Source organism: Terribacillus aidingensis (genome assembly GCF_040703035.1).
GTDB lineage: Bacteria > Bacillota > Bacilli > Bacillales > Amphibacillaceae > Terribacillus.
Window position 1 is genome coordinate 1,291,541 of sequence record NZ_CP159996.1, and the last position, 16,693, is coordinate 1,308,233.

General features: G+C 45.1%; 17 protein-coding genes. 14 read left to right on the plus strand and 3 right to left on the minus strand.

Going from position 1 to position 16,693, the window contains the following annotated elements:
* Positions 1-15: 15 nt before the first annotated feature.
* Positions 16-1,260, plus strand: coding sequence for a putative lipid II flippase FtsW (gene ftsW / locus ABXS78_RS06945; protein WP_095222996.1), 1,245 nt, complete (start codon positions 16-18; stop codon positions 1,258-1,260).
* The gene (gene pyc, locus ABXS78_RS06950) at positions 1,248-4,691 is read left to right on the plus strand and encodes a pyruvate carboxylase (protein WP_366249480.1); all 3,444 of its coding nucleotides are present in this window, start codon (positions 1,248-1,250) and stop codon (positions 4,689-4,691) included. The genes ftsW and pyc overlap by 13 nt, the downstream gene beginning before the upstream one ends.
* 38 nt (positions 4,692-4,729) lie before the next feature.
* On the opposite strand, the gene ABXS78_RS06955 is transcribed toward pyc, so the two are convergent.
* Positions 4,730-5,638, minus strand: coding sequence for a heme A synthase (locus tag ABXS78_RS06955; protein ID WP_366249481.1), 909 nt, complete (start codon positions 5,636-5,638; stop codon positions 4,730-4,732).
* A gap of 268 nt (positions 5,639-5,906) precedes the next feature.
* Here ABXS78_RS06955 and cyoE point away from each other — a divergent pair, with 268 nt between their 5' ends.
* The 9 genes from cyoE (at position 5,907) to coaD (ending at position 11,722) form a co-directional block, all read left to right on the plus strand.
* Entirely contained in the window at positions 5,907-6,842 is a 936-nt protein-coding gene (gene cyoE / locus ABXS78_RS06960; RefSeq protein WP_366249482.1) for a heme o synthase, read from the plus strand.
* Between the two features lie 340 nt (positions 6,843-7,182).
* Entirely contained in the window at positions 7,183-7,704 is a 522-nt protein-coding gene (locus ABXS78_RS06965) for a GNAT family N-acetyltransferase (RefSeq protein ID WP_366249483.1), read from the plus strand.
* Between the two features lie 80 nt (positions 7,705-7,784).
* Positions 7,785-8,819 carry a CAP domain-containing protein gene (locus tag ABXS78_RS06970; protein ID WP_366249484.1) on the plus strand — a complete coding sequence of 345 codons (1,035 nt, stop codon included), beginning with the start codon at positions 7,785-7,787 and terminating at the stop codon, positions 8,817-8,819.
* A gap of 100 nt (positions 8,820-8,919) precedes the next feature.
* A complete protein-coding gene (gene ylbD / locus ABXS78_RS06975) occupies positions 8,920-9,351 on the plus strand; it encodes a spore coat protein YlbD (RefSeq protein ID WP_366249485.1) in 432 nt (143 codons plus the stop codon).
* Positions 9,352-9,366: 15 nt separating this feature from the next.
* The gene (locus ABXS78_RS06980) at positions 9,367-9,600 is read left to right on the plus strand and encodes a YlbE-like family protein (protein ID WP_095223002.1); all 234 of its coding nucleotides are present in this window, start codon (positions 9,367-9,369) and stop codon (positions 9,598-9,600) included.
* Positions 9,601-9,650: 50 nt separating this feature from the next.
* Entirely contained in the window at positions 9,651-10,088 is a 438-nt protein-coding gene (locus ABXS78_RS06985) for a YlbF family regulator (protein ID WP_095223003.1), read from the plus strand.
* 102 nt (positions 10,089-10,190) lie between these two features.
* Positions 10,191-10,466, plus strand: a complete 276-nt coding sequence (locus ABXS78_RS06990) for a DUF2129 domain-containing protein (RefSeq protein ID WP_095223004.1) — start codon at positions 10,191-10,193, stop codon at positions 10,464-10,466.
* A gap of 162 nt (positions 10,467-10,628) precedes the next feature.
* Positions 10,629-11,249 (plus strand): 16S rRNA (guanine(966)-N(2))-methyltransferase RsmD, encoded by a 621-nt coding sequence (gene rsmD / locus ABXS78_RS06995; protein ID WP_366249486.1) that lies wholly within the window; start codon positions 10,629-10,631, stop codon positions 11,247-11,249.
* Positions 11,246-11,722: a pantetheine-phosphate adenylyltransferase gene (gene coaD, locus ABXS78_RS07000; protein WP_366249487.1), complete on the plus strand. Its 477-nt coding sequence runs from the start codon at positions 11,246-11,248 to the stop codon at positions 11,720-11,722. The genes rsmD and coaD overlap by 4 nt, the downstream gene beginning before the upstream one ends.
* On the opposite strand, the gene ylbJ is transcribed toward coaD, so the two are convergent.
* Positions 11,719-12,903, minus strand: a complete 1,185-nt coding sequence (gene ylbJ / locus ABXS78_RS07005) for a sporulation integral membrane protein YlbJ (protein WP_366249890.1) — start codon at positions 12,901-12,903, stop codon at positions 11,719-11,721. The two genes, coaD and ylbJ, sit on opposite strands and share 4 nt — an antisense overlap.
* Positions 12,904-13,077: 174 nt before the next feature.
* On the opposite strand from ylbJ, the gene ABXS78_RS07010 reads away from it, so the two are divergent.
* Positions 13,078-14,100: a SepM family pheromone-processing serine protease gene (locus tag ABXS78_RS07010; protein ID WP_366249488.1), complete on the plus strand. Its 1,023-nt coding sequence runs from the start codon at positions 13,078-13,080 to the stop codon at positions 14,098-14,100.
* 35 nt (positions 14,101-14,135) lie between these two features.
* Here the strand turns inward: ABXS78_RS07010 and ABXS78_RS07015 are convergent, their stop codons facing one another.
* Entirely contained in the window at positions 14,136-15,323 is a 1,188-nt protein-coding gene (locus ABXS78_RS07015; RefSeq protein WP_366249489.1) for a nucleotidyltransferase, read from the minus strand.
* A 601-nt stretch (positions 15,324-15,924) separates the two neighbouring features.
* Here ABXS78_RS07015 and ABXS78_RS07020 point away from each other — a divergent pair.
* Both ABXS78_RS07020 and rpmF read left to right on the plus strand, forming a co-directional pair.
* The gene (locus ABXS78_RS07020; protein ID WP_095223010.1) at positions 15,925-16,440 is read left to right on the plus strand and encodes a YceD family protein; all 516 of its coding nucleotides are present in this window, start codon (positions 15,925-15,927) and stop codon (positions 16,438-16,440) included.
* Between the two features lie 31 nt (positions 16,441-16,471).
* The gene (gene rpmF, locus ABXS78_RS07025) at positions 16,472-16,645 is read left to right on the plus strand and encodes a 50S ribosomal protein L32 (RefSeq protein WP_077309792.1); all 174 of its coding nucleotides are present in this window, start codon (positions 16,472-16,474) and stop codon (positions 16,643-16,645) included.
* Positions 16,646-16,693 lie beyond the last annotated feature (48 nt).

Here is a 16,693-nt window from a genome sequence, read left to right on the forward strand (position 1 = left end):
TATGGGAGCTTTAAAATGAAAAAAAGATTGCGTAATTTCGATTTTACTTTGCTATTCACCCCACTGCTGCTGACCGTTTTCGGAGCAGTGATGATTTACAGTGCAAGCTATACAGTGGCAGTAGTCAAATACGATGCTTCACCAACGTTCTTTTTTGTCAGATCGTTGATGTGGATTACTTTAGCTGTTCCAATCTATGCGTTTTTCTGTTTTGTTCCATACCAGAAGTTCCAGAAATGGATTAAGCCGATCTTGCTGGTAGTTGTCGTCCTGCTGATTCTCGTCTTATTTACGGAAAAAGCAAATGGATCTCGCTCATGGTTCGATCTTGGATTTTTCAGTCTGCAGCCAGCCGAATTGGCTAAAGTAGCTATGATTATTTATCTTTCTGCAGTCTATGCCAAAAAACAGAAATACCTGGACAGTTTTTCAAAAGGCGTATTGCCGCCTCTTATTGCATTAGGCCTCATTCTTGGCTTGATCGTGATCCAGCCGGATGTTGGTTCCGCTTCTATCGTATTCCTGATATCCTGCTCGATCATAATCAGTGCCGGTATTCGTTTAAGGCACTTGAGTCTATTGATTGCAGCAGGTGTCGGACTTATACTCGCTGTATTGCCGCACATGGTCAACGAAGAACGTATTTCACGTTTCACTGGAGCTTATCAGCCATTCAGTGACGAGAACGTTCAAGACGGAGGCTTCCAGCTTGTACAATCCTATCTTGCTATCGGTACAGGCGGGATTTTCGGGGACGGGCTGGGACAAGGCATCCAAAAGCTAGGCTATCTGCCAGAGCCGCATACAGACTTTATCATGGCCGTCATAGCGGAAGAGCTCGGGTTTATCGGAGTTGCTGCTGTACTGGCAATGCTCGCAATCATTGTGCTGCGCGGATTCTATATCGCCAGACAATGCCGCGACAGTTTCGGTTCGTTATTGGCAATAGGCATTTCGTCGATGGTGGGGATCCAGACCTTCATCAATCTGGGCGCAATCACCGGTCTATTGCCAATCACAGGTGTTACACTGCCATTTGTCAGTTACGGCGGTACATCCTTGATGATTCTATTCGCCTCCATGGGTATTCTGAATAATATCGCCAAGCATGTACGTTCGCAAGAGCTGATTGTGTCAGAAAGCACCTTTACGCAAGACAAGCGGGGAAGACGTCCCTCCAATCGACAGAGGATCCGCACCACTAGTACTACTACACAAACCAGGGAAAAGACTAGAGGAGGAGAACGATGGACGAACTAAGGGGAATCAACAAAGTTCTAGTAGCAAATAGAGGGGAAATTGCGATACGTGTATTCCGGGCTTGTGTCGAGCTTGGAATACATACGGTTGCAATTTATTCGAAAGAGGACAAATCCTCAAGTCACCGCTTCAAGGCGGATGAGGCATATCTGGTCGGCGAGGGGAAAAAGCCGATTGATGCATATCTTGATATCGAAAATATTCTAGAAATTGCAAAAACTTCGGGTGCGGATGCTATTCATCCAGGATATGGTTTCCTTTCTGAGAATATCCATTTTGCCAGACGCTGTGAAGAGGAAGGGATCATCTTCATCGGCCCGCGCAGCGAACAACTTGACATGTTTGGAGATAAAGTAAAAGCGAGACAGCAGGCTTTACTTGCTGAAATACCAGTAATCCCTGGTACTGACGGGCCTGTCCAAACGCTGGACGATGTTAGAGCTTTCGCTGATACCCACAACTACCCAATCATTATCAAAGCTTCTTTGGGCGGCGGCGGACGTGGTATGCGTGTCGTGCGTTCAGCAGAAGAGCTGGCCGAAGCTTACGAGCGAGCAAAATCAGAGGCTAAAGCAGCTTTCGGCAGTGATGAAGTGTATGTGGAGAAGCTTATTGAAAATCCAAAACATATCGAGGTACAGATCCTTGGGGATAGTGCCGGCAATGTTATACATTTATACGAACGTGATTGCTCCATACAGAGAAGGCATCAAAAAGTGATTGAGGTAGCTCCAAGTGTTGGTCTGCCGGAATCACTTCGGATTGCTATTTGTGATGCAGCAGTTAAATTGATGAAAAATGTTTCCTATCTCAACGCAGGAACAGTTGAATTTCTTGTTTCAGATAACGAATTCTATTTCATCGAGGTTAATCCCCGTGTCCAAGTAGAACATACCATTACGGAACTGGTAACAGGTGTAGATATCGTTCAGACACAGCTTTTGCTGGCTCAAGGATACAGCCTTTCAGACGAACGTCTTCATATTCCAGCGCAGTCTGAGATTAAGACAAACGGTTATGCAATACAGGCACGTGTAACGACAGAGGATCCGCTTAATAACTTCATGCCGGATACTGGTAAGATTATGGCTTATCGTTCCGGTGGAGGCTTCGGTGTTCGACTGGATGGCGGTAATGCTTTCCAAGGCTCCGTCATTAGCTCTTACTATGATTCCCTGCTCGTCAAAGTATCGACGTGGGCGGCGGATTACAAACAAGCTGCATACAAAATGGAAAGAAACCTTCGCGAGTTCCGTATTCGAGGCATCAAGACAAACATTCCATTCCTGGAAAACGTCATCCTGCATGACAAGTTTTTGTCTGCTGATTATACGACTGGCTTTATCGATGAAACTCCGGAACTGTTCGTCTTTCCGAAACGTCAGGACAGAGGAACGAAGATGCTCCAGTATATCGGCTATACAACTGTCAATGGATTTGATGGCGGCGGAAAAGTCGAAAAACCTGATTTTCCGAATCCGAGAGTTCCGAAGCTTGCAAAAGGGCTCGATTACCAGAACGGAACAAAACAGATTCTGGATGCGCATGGTCCGGAAGGGCTTGCTGACTGGCTGAAAGAGCAGGAAGAAGTCTTGCTGACGGATACAACTTTCCGAGATGCTCACCAATCACTGCTTGCTACCCGTGTAAGAACGAAGGATCTATTAACAATAGCTGAGCCAACTGCCAAACTATTGCCGAACCTATTTTCTGTTGAGATGTGGGGCGGTGCTACCTTCGACGTGGCTTATCGTTTCCTGAAGGAAGATCCGTGGGAGCGCTTGGCTAAGCTGCGTGAAAAAATGCCGAACGTGCTGTTCCAGATGCTGCTTCGTGCAAGCAACGCTGTCGGGTACAAAAACTATCCGGATAACGTCGTTGAGAAATTCGTCAAAGAAAGTGCCGAAGCCGGCATTGATGTGTACCGTATCTTCGATAGCTTGAACTGGATTGAAAACATGAAGCCAGCTATTGAGGCTGTCCGCAACCAAAATAAAGTGGCAGAAGCTGCGCTTTGTTACAGCGGGGATATCCTGGATCCGAGCCGGACGAAATATGATCTGGCTTATTATACGAAGATGGCGAAAGAGCTTGAAGCAGCAGGTGCTAATATTATCGGAATAAAAGACATGGCAGGATTGCTCAAACCGCAGGCGGCATATGACCTTGTCAGTGCTTTGAAGGATACCGTATCACTACCGATTCATTTGCATACGCATGATACGAGCGGTAACGGAGTTTTGACATATGTGAAGGCTGTGGAAGCTGGTGTTGATGTTGTCGACGTTGCTGCAGGCTCTATGGCTGGTCTTACTTCTCAGCCGAGCGCAAGCTCCTTCTATCACGCGATGCAGGGGATGGAGCGCAGGCCGTCCATTAATGTTGAAAATTATGATGAACTGGGATCATATTGGGAAGATGTCCGCACTCGCTACAGTGATTTCGAGAGCGGTATGAAGGCTCCGCATGCTGAAGTATATCTGCATGAAATGCCAGGCGGACAATACAGCAACTTGCTGCAGCAGGCTAATGCGGTTGGACTAGGTGATCGCTGGGATGAAGTGAAGGTCATGTACAGGAGAGTAAACGATCTTTTCGGAGATGTTATCAAGGTTACACCTTCCTCCAAGGTTGTAGGTGATATGGCATTATTCATGGTTCAAAACGACTTGGATGAAACAAGTGTCATCGAGAGAGGTGCAGCACTTGACTTTCCGGATTCTGTTATCGAATTCGCTCAAGGCTATCTTGGTCAGCCTTATGGCGGCTTCCCGAAAGAACTACAGAAGGTCATTGTAAAGGATCGGGAGGTAATCACCGAACGACCGGGCAAACTGCTGCCGCCTGTTGATTTTGATGAGCTGCGAAGTGAATTGGATGAAAAAGTGGAAGCTGACATTACAGAACAGGATGTTACTGCTTACTCCTTGTATCCGAAAGTGTTTGAAACGTACGCAGCTTTCAAAGAAGCTTATGGTGACTTGTCTGTACTGACAACACCAACTTTCTTCTACGGTATGAAGCTGGATGAAGAAATCGAAGTGGAAATCGAACCAGGAAAGACCTTGATCGTAAAGCTTGTCGCAATTGGCGAAGCAGGGTCTGATGCAATGCGGACGATCTACTTCGAATTTAATGGACAGCCTCGTGAAGTACTGGTTCGAGATGAACAGGTACAGGCAACAGTTAAGACGACACCAAAAGCTGATAAACAAAATAAAAAGCATATTGGTGCGACAATGCCTGGAACAGTTATCAGATCACTCGTTACTGGTGGGGAGCATGTACAAAAAGGACAGCAGCTTCTTATTACAGAAGCGATGAAGATGGAAACAACAGTACAAGCGCCATTTGATGGGAAAATCAAAGACGTTTATGTGAAAGATGGAGAACCGATTCAGGTTGGGGATCTGCTAGTAGAATTTGAATAAAAAAAGAGGTCCGTGCTATAACAGCAGCGGACCCTTTTTTATTGTTCTTTTTCGTATTTTGCACTTCGGAAGGATAGCATGATATAGTATGTCATGATTCCAAAGTAAACGCTGATAATCAAGGAATGCATCAGTGCTACGAATAAATTCATTGCTGTAAAGACAACAAGCGCACCGACTACTGCTTGTGATGCTAAAAGACAAAAGCTGATGATCCAGCCTTTGGACATCACTGCGTGGTCTTTGTAACGACGAATCACTTGAATCATGATAATGAAGGACCAGACCAGTGCAAGCATTGCAGCACCACGGTGGAGCATTTGTACCATTTGTGCCGTACTCAATCCAAAGAGACTAGGATCAGCGTTGGAGCATAGTGGGAAATCTCCGCATACAAGGCTTGCATTCATGTGACGTACAAGCGCTCCGGTATATACGACCAAATAGATGAAAATTGTATGAAGATAAAATTGAATTCGCATCCCTTTCCGGATGACAAGTGCGCGGGCATCGAACTTCTTGTCCACTTCAAAGACGATTAGCGTCAGCAGAAGAACAGAAGCAAATGAGATAAGCGAGATACCAAAATGAAGTGCCAATACAGTGTCAGACTGCTGCCAAACAACAGCTGCTGCCCCAATCAATGCTTGTATGACAAGAAAGGCTACTGCCATGATGGATAGAAATTTAACTTCTCGAATATGACCGATCTTGCGCCAAGCGAGGATTGCCAGCAATAGAATGACGATCCCCATTGTGGAAGAAACAAATCGGTGGGCAACTTCTATGATAAGCTCAGGCGTGATATTGGTTAATGCCCCTTCACATAACGGCCAGCTTTGTCCGCAGCCATCTGCTGAGCCTGTCTTGGTAACAAGGGCGCCGCCAAGCAGGATGAACAGCATACCTATGGTGCTGATCACAGATAAGGTTTTCAATAATTTCACGAATAAACACCTCTTATATACAAACTTATAACTATGACAAAAAAACATTAAGCTTATCGTAACATGAAATCTATTTAAAGAAGGACATATTTCTTGTCAATTTTATGACCTGTACAAACGCATGAATAAGGAATGGCTGATATGATAAGGTATTAGTTCGGCAAATTGTCAAAAACGGTTTTATTTGATGCAGCTGGACGTGTTACAATGTTAAAAGTGTGATAGAATACAAGAATTATGTTTAACCAAGCAGAAAGGATGTGCTGGTGTGGAAAAGATCGAAACAACTTCTTCACAAGTATTGAACGGTGCTGAACAGGCCGATTCTACTACTAGTCTGTGGACAGACTTTAAGGCGCTTATAAAAACTGGTATTATAAATTCAAATCTATTGACTGCTTTCGGCGGTTTCTGGCTCGCGCTCTATATGACGAACCAACAATTCGTCGACCATATCCCGACGTTCATTTACATGATGCTCGGAAGCGGATTGGTCATAGCTGGCGGATGTGTGATCAATAACTATTACGATCGTGATATCGACCATGTAATGAAGCGGACGAAAAAACGTCCGACAGTTACAGGCACGATTCCGCTCTCTGTCGTACTGACAATGGGTATAGGATTTACTGTCCTCGGCGTCGGGTTTTTATTCCTGACAACGTGGCAAGCAGCAGCGATTGGTATATTCGGCTGGTTTGCTTATGTCGTACTTTATACGATGTGGTCTAAACGTCGTTACACAATCAATACAGCAATTGGAAGCTTCTCCGGAGCAGTTCCTCCTCTAATCGGATACGCTGCTATCGATGGCGGTTTGAGCACAGAGGCTTGGATCGTTTTCGCTATCATGTTCATCTGGCAGACACCGCATTTCTTAGCACTGGCTATGAAAAAAGCAGAGGATTACAAAGCTGCGAACATTCCAATGCTGCCTTCTGTATACGGCTTTGGAATTACGAAGCGCCAAATCGTTGTTTATACAGCATGTTTGCTTCCGCTTCCGTTTTATTTAACTACTCTGGGAACAGTATTTGTTATCATCGCTAGTGTGCTGAATATCGGCTGGCTTGCAATCGGTATAGCTGGGTTCTTTATGAAAGATGATCTGAAATGGGCTACCTGGATGTTCGTGTACAGCCTGAATTATTTAATGATATTCTTTATCGCTCTGGTCGTTTTCACAACGCCTGCGATTTTCTAATTAAAAAAAGCTGAGACTTAAGTGTTTTAGCAATACAAAATCCGAACTATAACGTGAATTCTTTAGCAAAGATTCTCGTAGGTTCGGTTTTTTTGTGTTTAATTAACTAGCGCAGGCAGAATACGGAGACTCCAACGGGAACAGCACGAGTTCGAAGACCCCGCAATGGTGCTTTTTCGCGAGAAGGCTGAGGCCGTGCTAGGAGAAAGCGGAGTATTCTGCCGAAGCGGTGTTAAGGTGTATTGTTCGTTAGTTATATCCCTGTGTCTTTTTTGCGTTTATATAGTAGGAAGTATCGGGAATAAGAACCATAAATGTGCATCGGAGAGAGGGAAAGTAAATGGATATGGAAACACCGCGTTTAACGATGAAAGCTATAACACTGGATATGGGGAAGCAGCTCGTTCGATTCCCGCTTACCTTCTTTTATGAACAGGAAATTTCCTACGTTACTGATTGGCCTACAAATGCGCTGAAAGCAGAGCTGCCTCTATATTTGGAGGAATTCGCTACTGGACAGACGAGTTTCGGTTTTGGACCGTGGATCCTACATACAAAATATAAAAAGGAAATGGTCGGGGACATTTTTATTAAACAGCCTTCTCATGATGCAGCTCAAGCTGAGTTATATTTTGAAATACGTGAGGAGATGCAAGGGAAAAGATATGAAGACGAAGCGATCGTCAGCATTTGTGATTGGCTGCTGAAGCATGGTATCGAAACAATACATGCTTTTTGTAGGCCGGAGGAGGAAGAAAAGCAAGAAGTCCTGACAAGATGCGGCTTCAAAAAGCTTGGCCAAGTAGGAGGATTGATTCAGTTCAGGACGTATGGGCAGCTGCTTCCAGCAGATGGTATGTGAAGCTTGTCGAAGGAGTCGACTATCTCCTAAATGGATTTTGTATTATAATAGGTGCAACTTATGGAAAGGGGGCAGGATGCATGAAAAGCTTACGAATTGTATTATTGTTACTCGTTGTGGGAGCAGGTGTGCTGTTCTTTTGGAACAAGGATGATTATCTGGCTCCTGCCCAGGATACAAAGTCGGGTGCGTCAGGAGATACTGAGCAAACACCGAAGGCGGAAGCTGCCCAGAAACCGAATGGTGATATAGAACGTTGGATCAATCAAGCACCTGAAACATTAGAAGAAGATCAAGGTGAACCAGATCGGATCGATGAGTCTTCTTATGGATACGAGTGGTATATATATGATAAAGGTGATGCATATGCACAGTATGGTGTAAAAGATGGACGTGTCATCACTGCCTTTGCTGTCGGTGAGGCATCCCTTGCAAAGGCGAAGCTTGGAGAAAGTCGCGAGGAAGTCGAACAGGATTATCCTCTGCAAGACGAGGTGTCCTTCCGTTATGATAGCAATCGCTATACATTCAAGCTGAAGGATAAGGATCAGCAAATACAGCCGCTTGTCCAGATTGGTGATGGTTTATTTGCTCAGTTCTATTTCGATACGTTTGAAGATGAACTGACAGGAGTGCGGGTGCTGACAGATGAACAGCTCGTCATGGAACGGCCTTATGACGTAACATATACAGGCCAGCTGCCTGAGCAGCCGCAGCTCTCAGACGAAGAATGGCAGCAGGTGCAGGGCGGAATGGAACAGCAAATCATTGATATAACCAATGTGATGCGTGCGAATTTTGACGTCCCGCCATTGAAATGGAATGACCAAGTAGCAGCTGTTGCGCTTGGTCATAGTGAAGATATGCAGAAGCAGCAGTATTTCTCTCATGTGACGCCAAGTGGTGAGGAGCTCGGAGATCGGCTTGCTGATGGTCAGGTCAAATTCCAAAGTGCAGGTGAGAATATCGCCGCTGGCTATACAGATGCCCCAGCAGCAATGATTGGATGGCTGAACAGTGAAGGACATCGCAAGACAATGCTTGAACCATCTTATGAAGAGCTTGGGGTAGGCGTTTATCGTTATTACTATACGCAGAATTTTCTTTTACAATAACGGGATTTCCATTGTGGAATCCCGTTTTTTTTGTGTCATTTCCCCAATGCTTTCATACATTGGTCAGAGAGGGTATTTATCTGGTTAGGAGATGAATGTAATGTCAGATTCGAATTTGCATCCATCTATTCAGGCATTCAGACAGTTCGTAGAGCAGCACCCCAAGCTAATTCAAGAGGTTAGGCAGAAACGCGCCGGATGGCAGCCATACTATGAAAAGTGGGTACTGATGGGCGAAGAGGATCCGAGCTGGCAGGCATATAAAGATGGACAGAATGCAAAGGCAGAAACAGAACCAAAAGCAGAAACAGATGCAGAGCATGCTGAAAAGGAATCAGAAGAAACAGGGAAAGAAATGTTCAACAAGGTGATGGGAATGGCTAATCAGTTAGATTTGCAAAAACTGCAAGGACATATCCATCATTTGAATGGAGCGCTTGAGAATATCAAGCAATTGATCGGACAATATCAAGGTGTCAAACAACAGCTGCCTTCAAAGAAGAAGACTCCAACATTTTTCCATAGGGACTAAAAAGGAGGTAGGCTGATGCGACAGGAAATTTATCAACGGCTGCAGCACCGGGAAGAACTGCTCCGTTTTGTCAGACTTCACCCGGTATGGTACCGTACACTAGCACGTGACCCAAGTTCATTCGCAGATTTGGAAAAACAAGCGAATTATTTTTACGGTAAAACTGTCCCGCAGCGCATTGGAAAATTTGGCGATCAGCTGAGTATGGTGAACATGCTGATTCAGATGGCAAGAGCAATGCGGGATTAAACACTTTTCATTTCCCTATTATTTGGTATGATAATAGGGGAGGTGGTTCTATGTTTGCAACTATGGAATTCGTCGAGCTCCTGGAGAAGTCCGAGCAATTGGGAATGATGATACGTGAGTCGGAAGTGATGGCGGCATATAGCTCCGCGCAATCCGCACTCTACCAGAATAGTGAGACGAAAGCTAAAATCGACGCATTCACGGCTATTAAGGAACAGTATGAGGAAGTGCAGCGATTCGGCAGATACCACCCTGATTACAGCTTCATCATGAAGGAAATCCGCAGCAAGAAGCGTGAGATGGATATGGATGCCAACGTTGCGGCATTTAAAATAGCAGAGCGTAATCTGCAAAAACTGCTTGATGATATTAGTTCCAAACTTGCTTCAACTGTGAGCAAGAATGTCAAAGCCCCGCGATCTGGTGCAGCTTTAAAAGACTCTGGCTGCGGCTGTGGAAGCGGCGGCGCCTGCGGGTGTGCTTCCTGACAATATTCCGGTAAGCTTAGGCTTGCCGGTTTTTTTGTGTTGCTCCAAGGGGGCAGGCTTTGCTACACTAAGAAAAAAGCTGTAAAGCGAGGAACATCAATTATGTTGACAAAACGGCAAGGAATCGTCGTATGGTTCCAGCATATGAAAAATATTAAGCAGCTGAAGCGGCATGGACACTTGGTTTTCGTATCCAAAAAGCTTAAATATGCGATGATATATGTGAACCTGGAGGAGGCCGAAGAGAAGGAAGCAGCGTTGAATAAACTGCCATTCGTCTCTAAGACGGCGTTATCTTACCGTCCCTTCGTCCGTACCGATTTCGAGAATGCGAAACAGGATAAAGCGAAAGAATACGATTATAAGATTGGTATATAAAAAAAGCCTGCAGGGAAAAGCCCTGCAGGCGCCTTTTGTTTCCAATGAAAACAAACAGGCAAAGGGAGAGGAGAAACCGGAGGAAGAGCTTATGGGGAAACGTAAGTCTTCTCCGTGTTCATGAAGCAGCTATTAGCGTGATAGCCGCTTCAATAGTACAGTATGGACTGGCTTAGCCGGGAATATACATCGGTTTTTTTGAAGGAGTGGAATGTAATGCGAGTGATTGCTGGAGAGCATAAAGGCAGGGCATTGAAAGCTGTCCCGAACCAATTGACAAGACCAACGACGGATAAAGTGAAGGAAAGCTTATTTTCGGTATTGGGACCATTTTTTGAAGGCGGTGAATGCCTGGATTTATTCGCAGGAAGCGGCGGACTTGGGATAGAAGCCTTGAGCAGAGGAATGACACACTGTATCTTTGTGGATAAGCAAGGGAAGGCTGTCGAGACAATCAAACAGAACCTGACAACCTTGAGGCTGACAGACTACTCGGAGGTATACCGAAATGATGCGCTGCGTGCACTGAAGGCCGTCGCAAAAAGGGAGAAACAGTTCGATCTTATTTTTCTGGATCCGCCGTATCAAAAGATGTCCTACGAAGGTCTTTTGGAGCAAATCAGTGAAGCAGGTATACTGGGAGCAAATGGACGAATTGTTTGTGAACACGATGCGAAGAAGGAAATGCCGGAGTTCATCGCTGGATTGCAAGCTGTAAAACAGGACGTGTATGGAAATACTACTGCTATTACTATCTATCAAGCTGCTAAGGGGGATGAGTGATGACGATTGCTATGTATCCAGGTTCGTTCGATCCTGTCACCAATGGCCACGTAGATATTATCCAGCGAGCAGCCGCAATATTCGATCAAGTAATCGTTGCAGTGGCAGTAAACAGCAAAAAAAAGCCGCTGTTCAACGAAGAGGAGCGACTGGAGCTTTTACGGCAGTCGGTAAGACATATCTCTAACGTATCTGTAGTTAAATCAGAAGGTCTCACCGTTGACTTTGCCAGGGAACATGATGCTAAAGTTTTGGTCCGCGGATTGCGAGCAGTGAGTGATTTTGAAAATGAGATGCAGATCAGCGGTATCAACCGGCATTTAGAGCCAGGATTAGAGACAATCTTCATTACAGCAGATTCTGCTTATAGCTTCTTGAGCTCCAGTATCGTGAAGGAGGCAGCAAGCTTTGGAGCTGATATCAGTAAGCTTGTGCCGCCTCCAGTACAAGAAGCCATCAAGCAAAAATATTAATTTAACCGGCGTCTCAGCAGGATCAGTGTGCCAATTGAAAGCATGATGAGTGTGAAAACAGGTCCGAATGACGAAAGAAAACGTAGCAGCTCCACGGAAGTGTCAGGAGCTGTTTTTTCATGCAGGAAGGTAAGGATACTTGTTTCCTGATGTCTGGCGTAAAGCGGTCCATATAGGATAGCTGCTAATCCTGCTGCGATGAATCCATGGAGCAGGCGGGCAAAAAAGTACGGAGCGAACCGGATATCCGTCTCGGCGAGAATACTTGCCACTTGGGCTTGGACTGAAAAACCATTGAATGCAAGAATGAAGCTGACGATAATGGCAGGGAAGAAAAAGTTGGATCCTGATGCTTGGGCGATCATTTGGCCACCCATTGTAATCTCGAATAATCCAGAAAACATTGGGACTACCAGGTCTGCTGGAACACCGAAAATGCTGGTTATCATTTTTAAGCCATATGCCAGGGAATCTGTGATGCCCAAAATGAATAAAAGCTTATTGAAAACGGAAAACATGATAATGAATCCGCCAATCATAAGTAATGTTTGGATGGAATTTACGACAGCATCTCCAAAAATCTTGCCAAATGGTCTCTTATCAGCCATCCGCGTATCATGCAGTTCCCGGAAGGCGCGGCTAATCAACCCTTTTTCCCGGACGTAAGTCGAACGGGGCTCAGATCGGCCGTAGAAGCGCATGCAGATACCTACTAGTATATTCCCTCCGTAATGCGCTGCGGCTAGCAGGATGCCCAGCTCGGCTTCCCCGAAAAAACTTACGGCAATCACACCAATAATAAATAGGGGGTTGCTCGCATTTGTGAAGGAAACAAGACGCTCGGCTTCGATTTTCGTCAGTTGTTTTTCCTGGCGCAGACGGCTTGTCAGTTTCGCACCTGATGGATAGCCACTGGCCATTCCCATAGCAAGCACAAAACTGCCGACACCTGGAACATTGAACAAAGGCCGCATGATCGGTTCACAAAAAACTCCTATAAAACGAACCATCCCAAACGCAATCAGCAGTTCTGCAGTGATAAAGAAAGGCAGGAGGGATGGAAAGACGACTTCCCACCACATATTCAATCCACGTATGCTGGCTTGCAATGATGGGTCCGGATACATAATTAAACTGACCGCCAGCAGCAGTGCAGCCCCAGCCAGCAGAACTGATTTCATTTTTTGCACAAAAATCCCTCCGATTTATGACAGCTGTACTTCTTTAATTCGAAGTAGTACACTTAAATTCAGCCTGATTGTACAGGCTATCTTAACTATACGCGTGCTCAAAAGGGAAATATGCTTCTTCTTCTGAATAAGTAGAGAAAGCGGGCACAGAAGGGGAACTTGTAGATGAAACAGAACACACGTTATATCCTGTTCGTTATTCTGCTGCTGATCATCGTCTTCTGTTTTTCCGGAATTTACAGAATGCCATATTATGTATACAAGCCGGGTGCAGCAGATCCTCTTGACCCAATTGTATCTGTAGATGGCAGTGAGAAAAGCGAAGGTGATATGCATCTAGTCACCGTACGCGGCGGACAAGCGACACCATTCCAATATGTGATGGCTAAAATACTGCCATATCATCAAATTGAAAAACTAGAAGATGTCATACCGGAGGGTGTTTCCGAAGAAGAATATACACAAGCACAGCTGATGCAGATGGAGAGCTCGCAAGAAGCTTCTACTGTCGTTGCCTATGAGGCAGCTGGGGCAGACCTGCAAATTGATTTCAAAGGTGTATATGTCGTGTCAGTCGTTAAAGATTTACCGGCAGATGGCCAGCTCAAGCAGGGCGATCACATCACAGCTGTAGATGATCAGCAAGTAAAAGAAGCAACCGATCTGACTAATTATGTCACATCCAAGCATGTGGGTGACACCATCACTTTGAAGATAGAACGAGATGACAAACAGCTAGAGAAGAAGCTGGAGCTACAGGAGCTGCCTGATACCAAGGTACCGGGAATTGGAATCACACTCGTGACCGATCGAGATGTTACGGAAGATCCGGAAGTGACCTTCTCGAGCGGACAAATCGGCGGACCGAGTGCGGGTCTTATGTTCAGCTTGGAAATTTATGATCAGCTGGAGGAAGAAGATATGACGAAGGGCCTTCAGATATGCGGAACCGGTGAAGTGGATTATGAAGGAAATGTCGGCCGTATCGGCGGAATCGACAAGAAGGTTGTAGCTGCGGATAAAGAAGGCTGCGACGTCTTCTTTGCTCCAAATGAACAAGGTGCCGAAGATTCGAATTACCTTGTGGCAAAACAAACAGCAGAAGATATCGATACAAATATGAAAGTTGTACCAGTCAATACCTTTGATGATGCAAAAAAATACTTAGAAGAAATGCCAGGAAAATAATAAAAAGGATGCATCCCTCTGATGCATCCTTTTTATTATGCGAATATAGGAGGCGATATCTCTTGTCTGCGCGAAGCTGCCGCTATTTCAGGTGGTAAAATACTGTTATACGCATCCGCTGCTTGCAATTCTAAATCAGCAACTGGATGCATGCCGTCCTTTAAGTGTGTATATAACGGAACGTCAAGCTGCTTTTTCCTAGAAGAAAGAAATGCCTGTCCATTTTTGTTCATGCCGAGAATACGGATATAAGGGCATGCTGCCTGTTCAAGATGTTCGCGGTTCATATGCTTTTGTGTATTCGATAGTAGGTGCACACAGACGCGCTGAAGTCTTGTCCATGTATAGCGTTTCGTTTTGATTAGAGAAAGGAACTGCTGGAAATTCAACGCCTGGTTGATATATTTCTTGAAACGGTATTCCAATCCCTCATCCATTCCATGAATTTGGCGCAGTGTTTCAGCAGGTCGCGTTAGGATGAGATAGCGTAAAAGCGGGAAATAGGCTTCCCAGCTGTGAAGTTCTTCAGCTTCCATCAATTCAAACGTCTTTTCCGGTACAGCTGCTTTCACTTGTTGTATTTTCTCGTCCTGCCAAGCAGAACGGATTGATGTGGCACTTGCAATCGGGCCGGTAATAGACTGTTCATGATAACCTGCCTGAATACGACGGATTGTATCGACCTGTATTGGCGAATGAAGGGCCTCGGCTGCCTGAAGATATGCAAAACCCAAGATATTATTGGGGCTGCTAAGATCGAGTGCGGAATTGATTCCCACTAACTCGTATGCTGCACGATTTGCTTCAGGATAGGATAAGCCATTTTCCAGCTGCTTTTTTAGAACTGTCTCAAAAGCTGTCTGATTCTTTTGTCGTTCTTTTTGTGCATGATGGAATGATTCAATAGATCCGTTTTCAGAACCAAAAACTAGATGATCCACTTTCAGGGCATCAAGGATGGAAACAGCTCCTTTGGCAAACAAATCAGCATGCTGCACCGCAAAAAGAAAGGGCAATTCGACAACCAAATCGACACCGGCAGAAAGTGCCGCTTTTGTACGGCTGAACTTATCCATAATGGCCGGTTCACCACGCTGTGTGAAATTTCCGCTCATTACGGCAATCGTACAATCGCTTTCGGTTAATTTTTGCGCCTGCTGTATATGATAAACATGACCGTTATGTAGAGGGTTATATTCGACGATGAGGCCGCATGCTTTCATAGGGAAACTCCTTTCTGTATTTTTTTTAGAGAAAGGACACCGAATCCGGGCTCCCTCGCTTATTCTTACTTTTCTAAACGGTTTTCTCCGCTTTTCTTTGTTGTCTAGCTCCAGAAACCAGAAACTGCGGTATAAGAGATGAATCCCTATGTGGGAAAGGACACCCACTCCGGGCTCCCTCGCTTATCCCTACGTTTCTAAACGGTTTCTTCCGCTTTTCTTTGTTGTCTAGCTCCAGAAACCAGAAACTGCGGTATAAGAGATGAATCCCTATGTGGGAAAGGACACCCACTCCGGGCTCCCTCGCTTATCCCTACGTTTCTAAACAGTTTCTTCCGCTTTTCTTTGTTGTCTAGCTGCAAAAACCAGGAGCTGCGCTGGAATCGATAAATCCCTACAGGAGGAAGGACGCCTCCTTCTGGGCTTTCTCGTTTCCTTCTCCGCTCCTAAACGGTTTTCTCCGCTTTTCTTACGTGTTACAATAGAGATATTGTTCTTTAGTAAGAATATAGGCTAATTATTGCCTTGGTGTAAAGAAAATATATTGACAAAGCTTCTGTTTTTTTTTACAATTACTTTTGTTGCCATGAGGTGAATTAACGTGAAAATTCCGGTTCAAAAGCTTAAAGCTAAAGGTCTTGAACCTTTCGAATTTACAGAGCAAGTGGATGTGTCAGACATCCAGGGCAAAAATGATATTCGTCGGATTGATCCGGTGAAGGTCAGCGGTCAGGCGACATCGCATGGAAACGATATAACCGTTAAGTTCGCTGTAGATGGCAAGATGATTCTTCCATGTGCGCGTACGCTGGTGGATGTACCGTATGAATTCCATGTTGAAGCGACTGAACTGTTTACTTTGTCTCCATATGCAAGCGCGGATGACGAGTCAGAGATTCACCCGGTTGAGGGAGAACTGCTTGACTTGAAACCGTATATAGAGGAAAATATCCTATTGGATGTTCCTTTCCGTGTTTTCTCCGAAGATCCGGAGGCATTGGATAATGCCACGAAACAAGGAGAAGGCTGGCAGCTTGCCAGTGAGGAAGCACAGCAGGACAAGATCGACCCGAGGCTCGAGAAACTGCAAGCTCTCTTGAAAAAGGACGACGAATAAGCATTGTAACGATTGAAGGAGGTGTAGGACCGTGGCAGTACCTAAAAGAAGAACTTCTAAAAAAGTAAAAAACCAACGCCGTACACACAAAAAATTGCATGTACCTGGAATGGTAGAATGCTCTAACTGTGGAGAACTTGCAAAACCACACCACGTTTGCAGATCTTGCGGACATTACGATGGAAAAGCAGTGGTTGAAGCGTAAGAAAGAAAGACGACATCTGTCGGCAATATTGCCGATAGATGTTTTTTT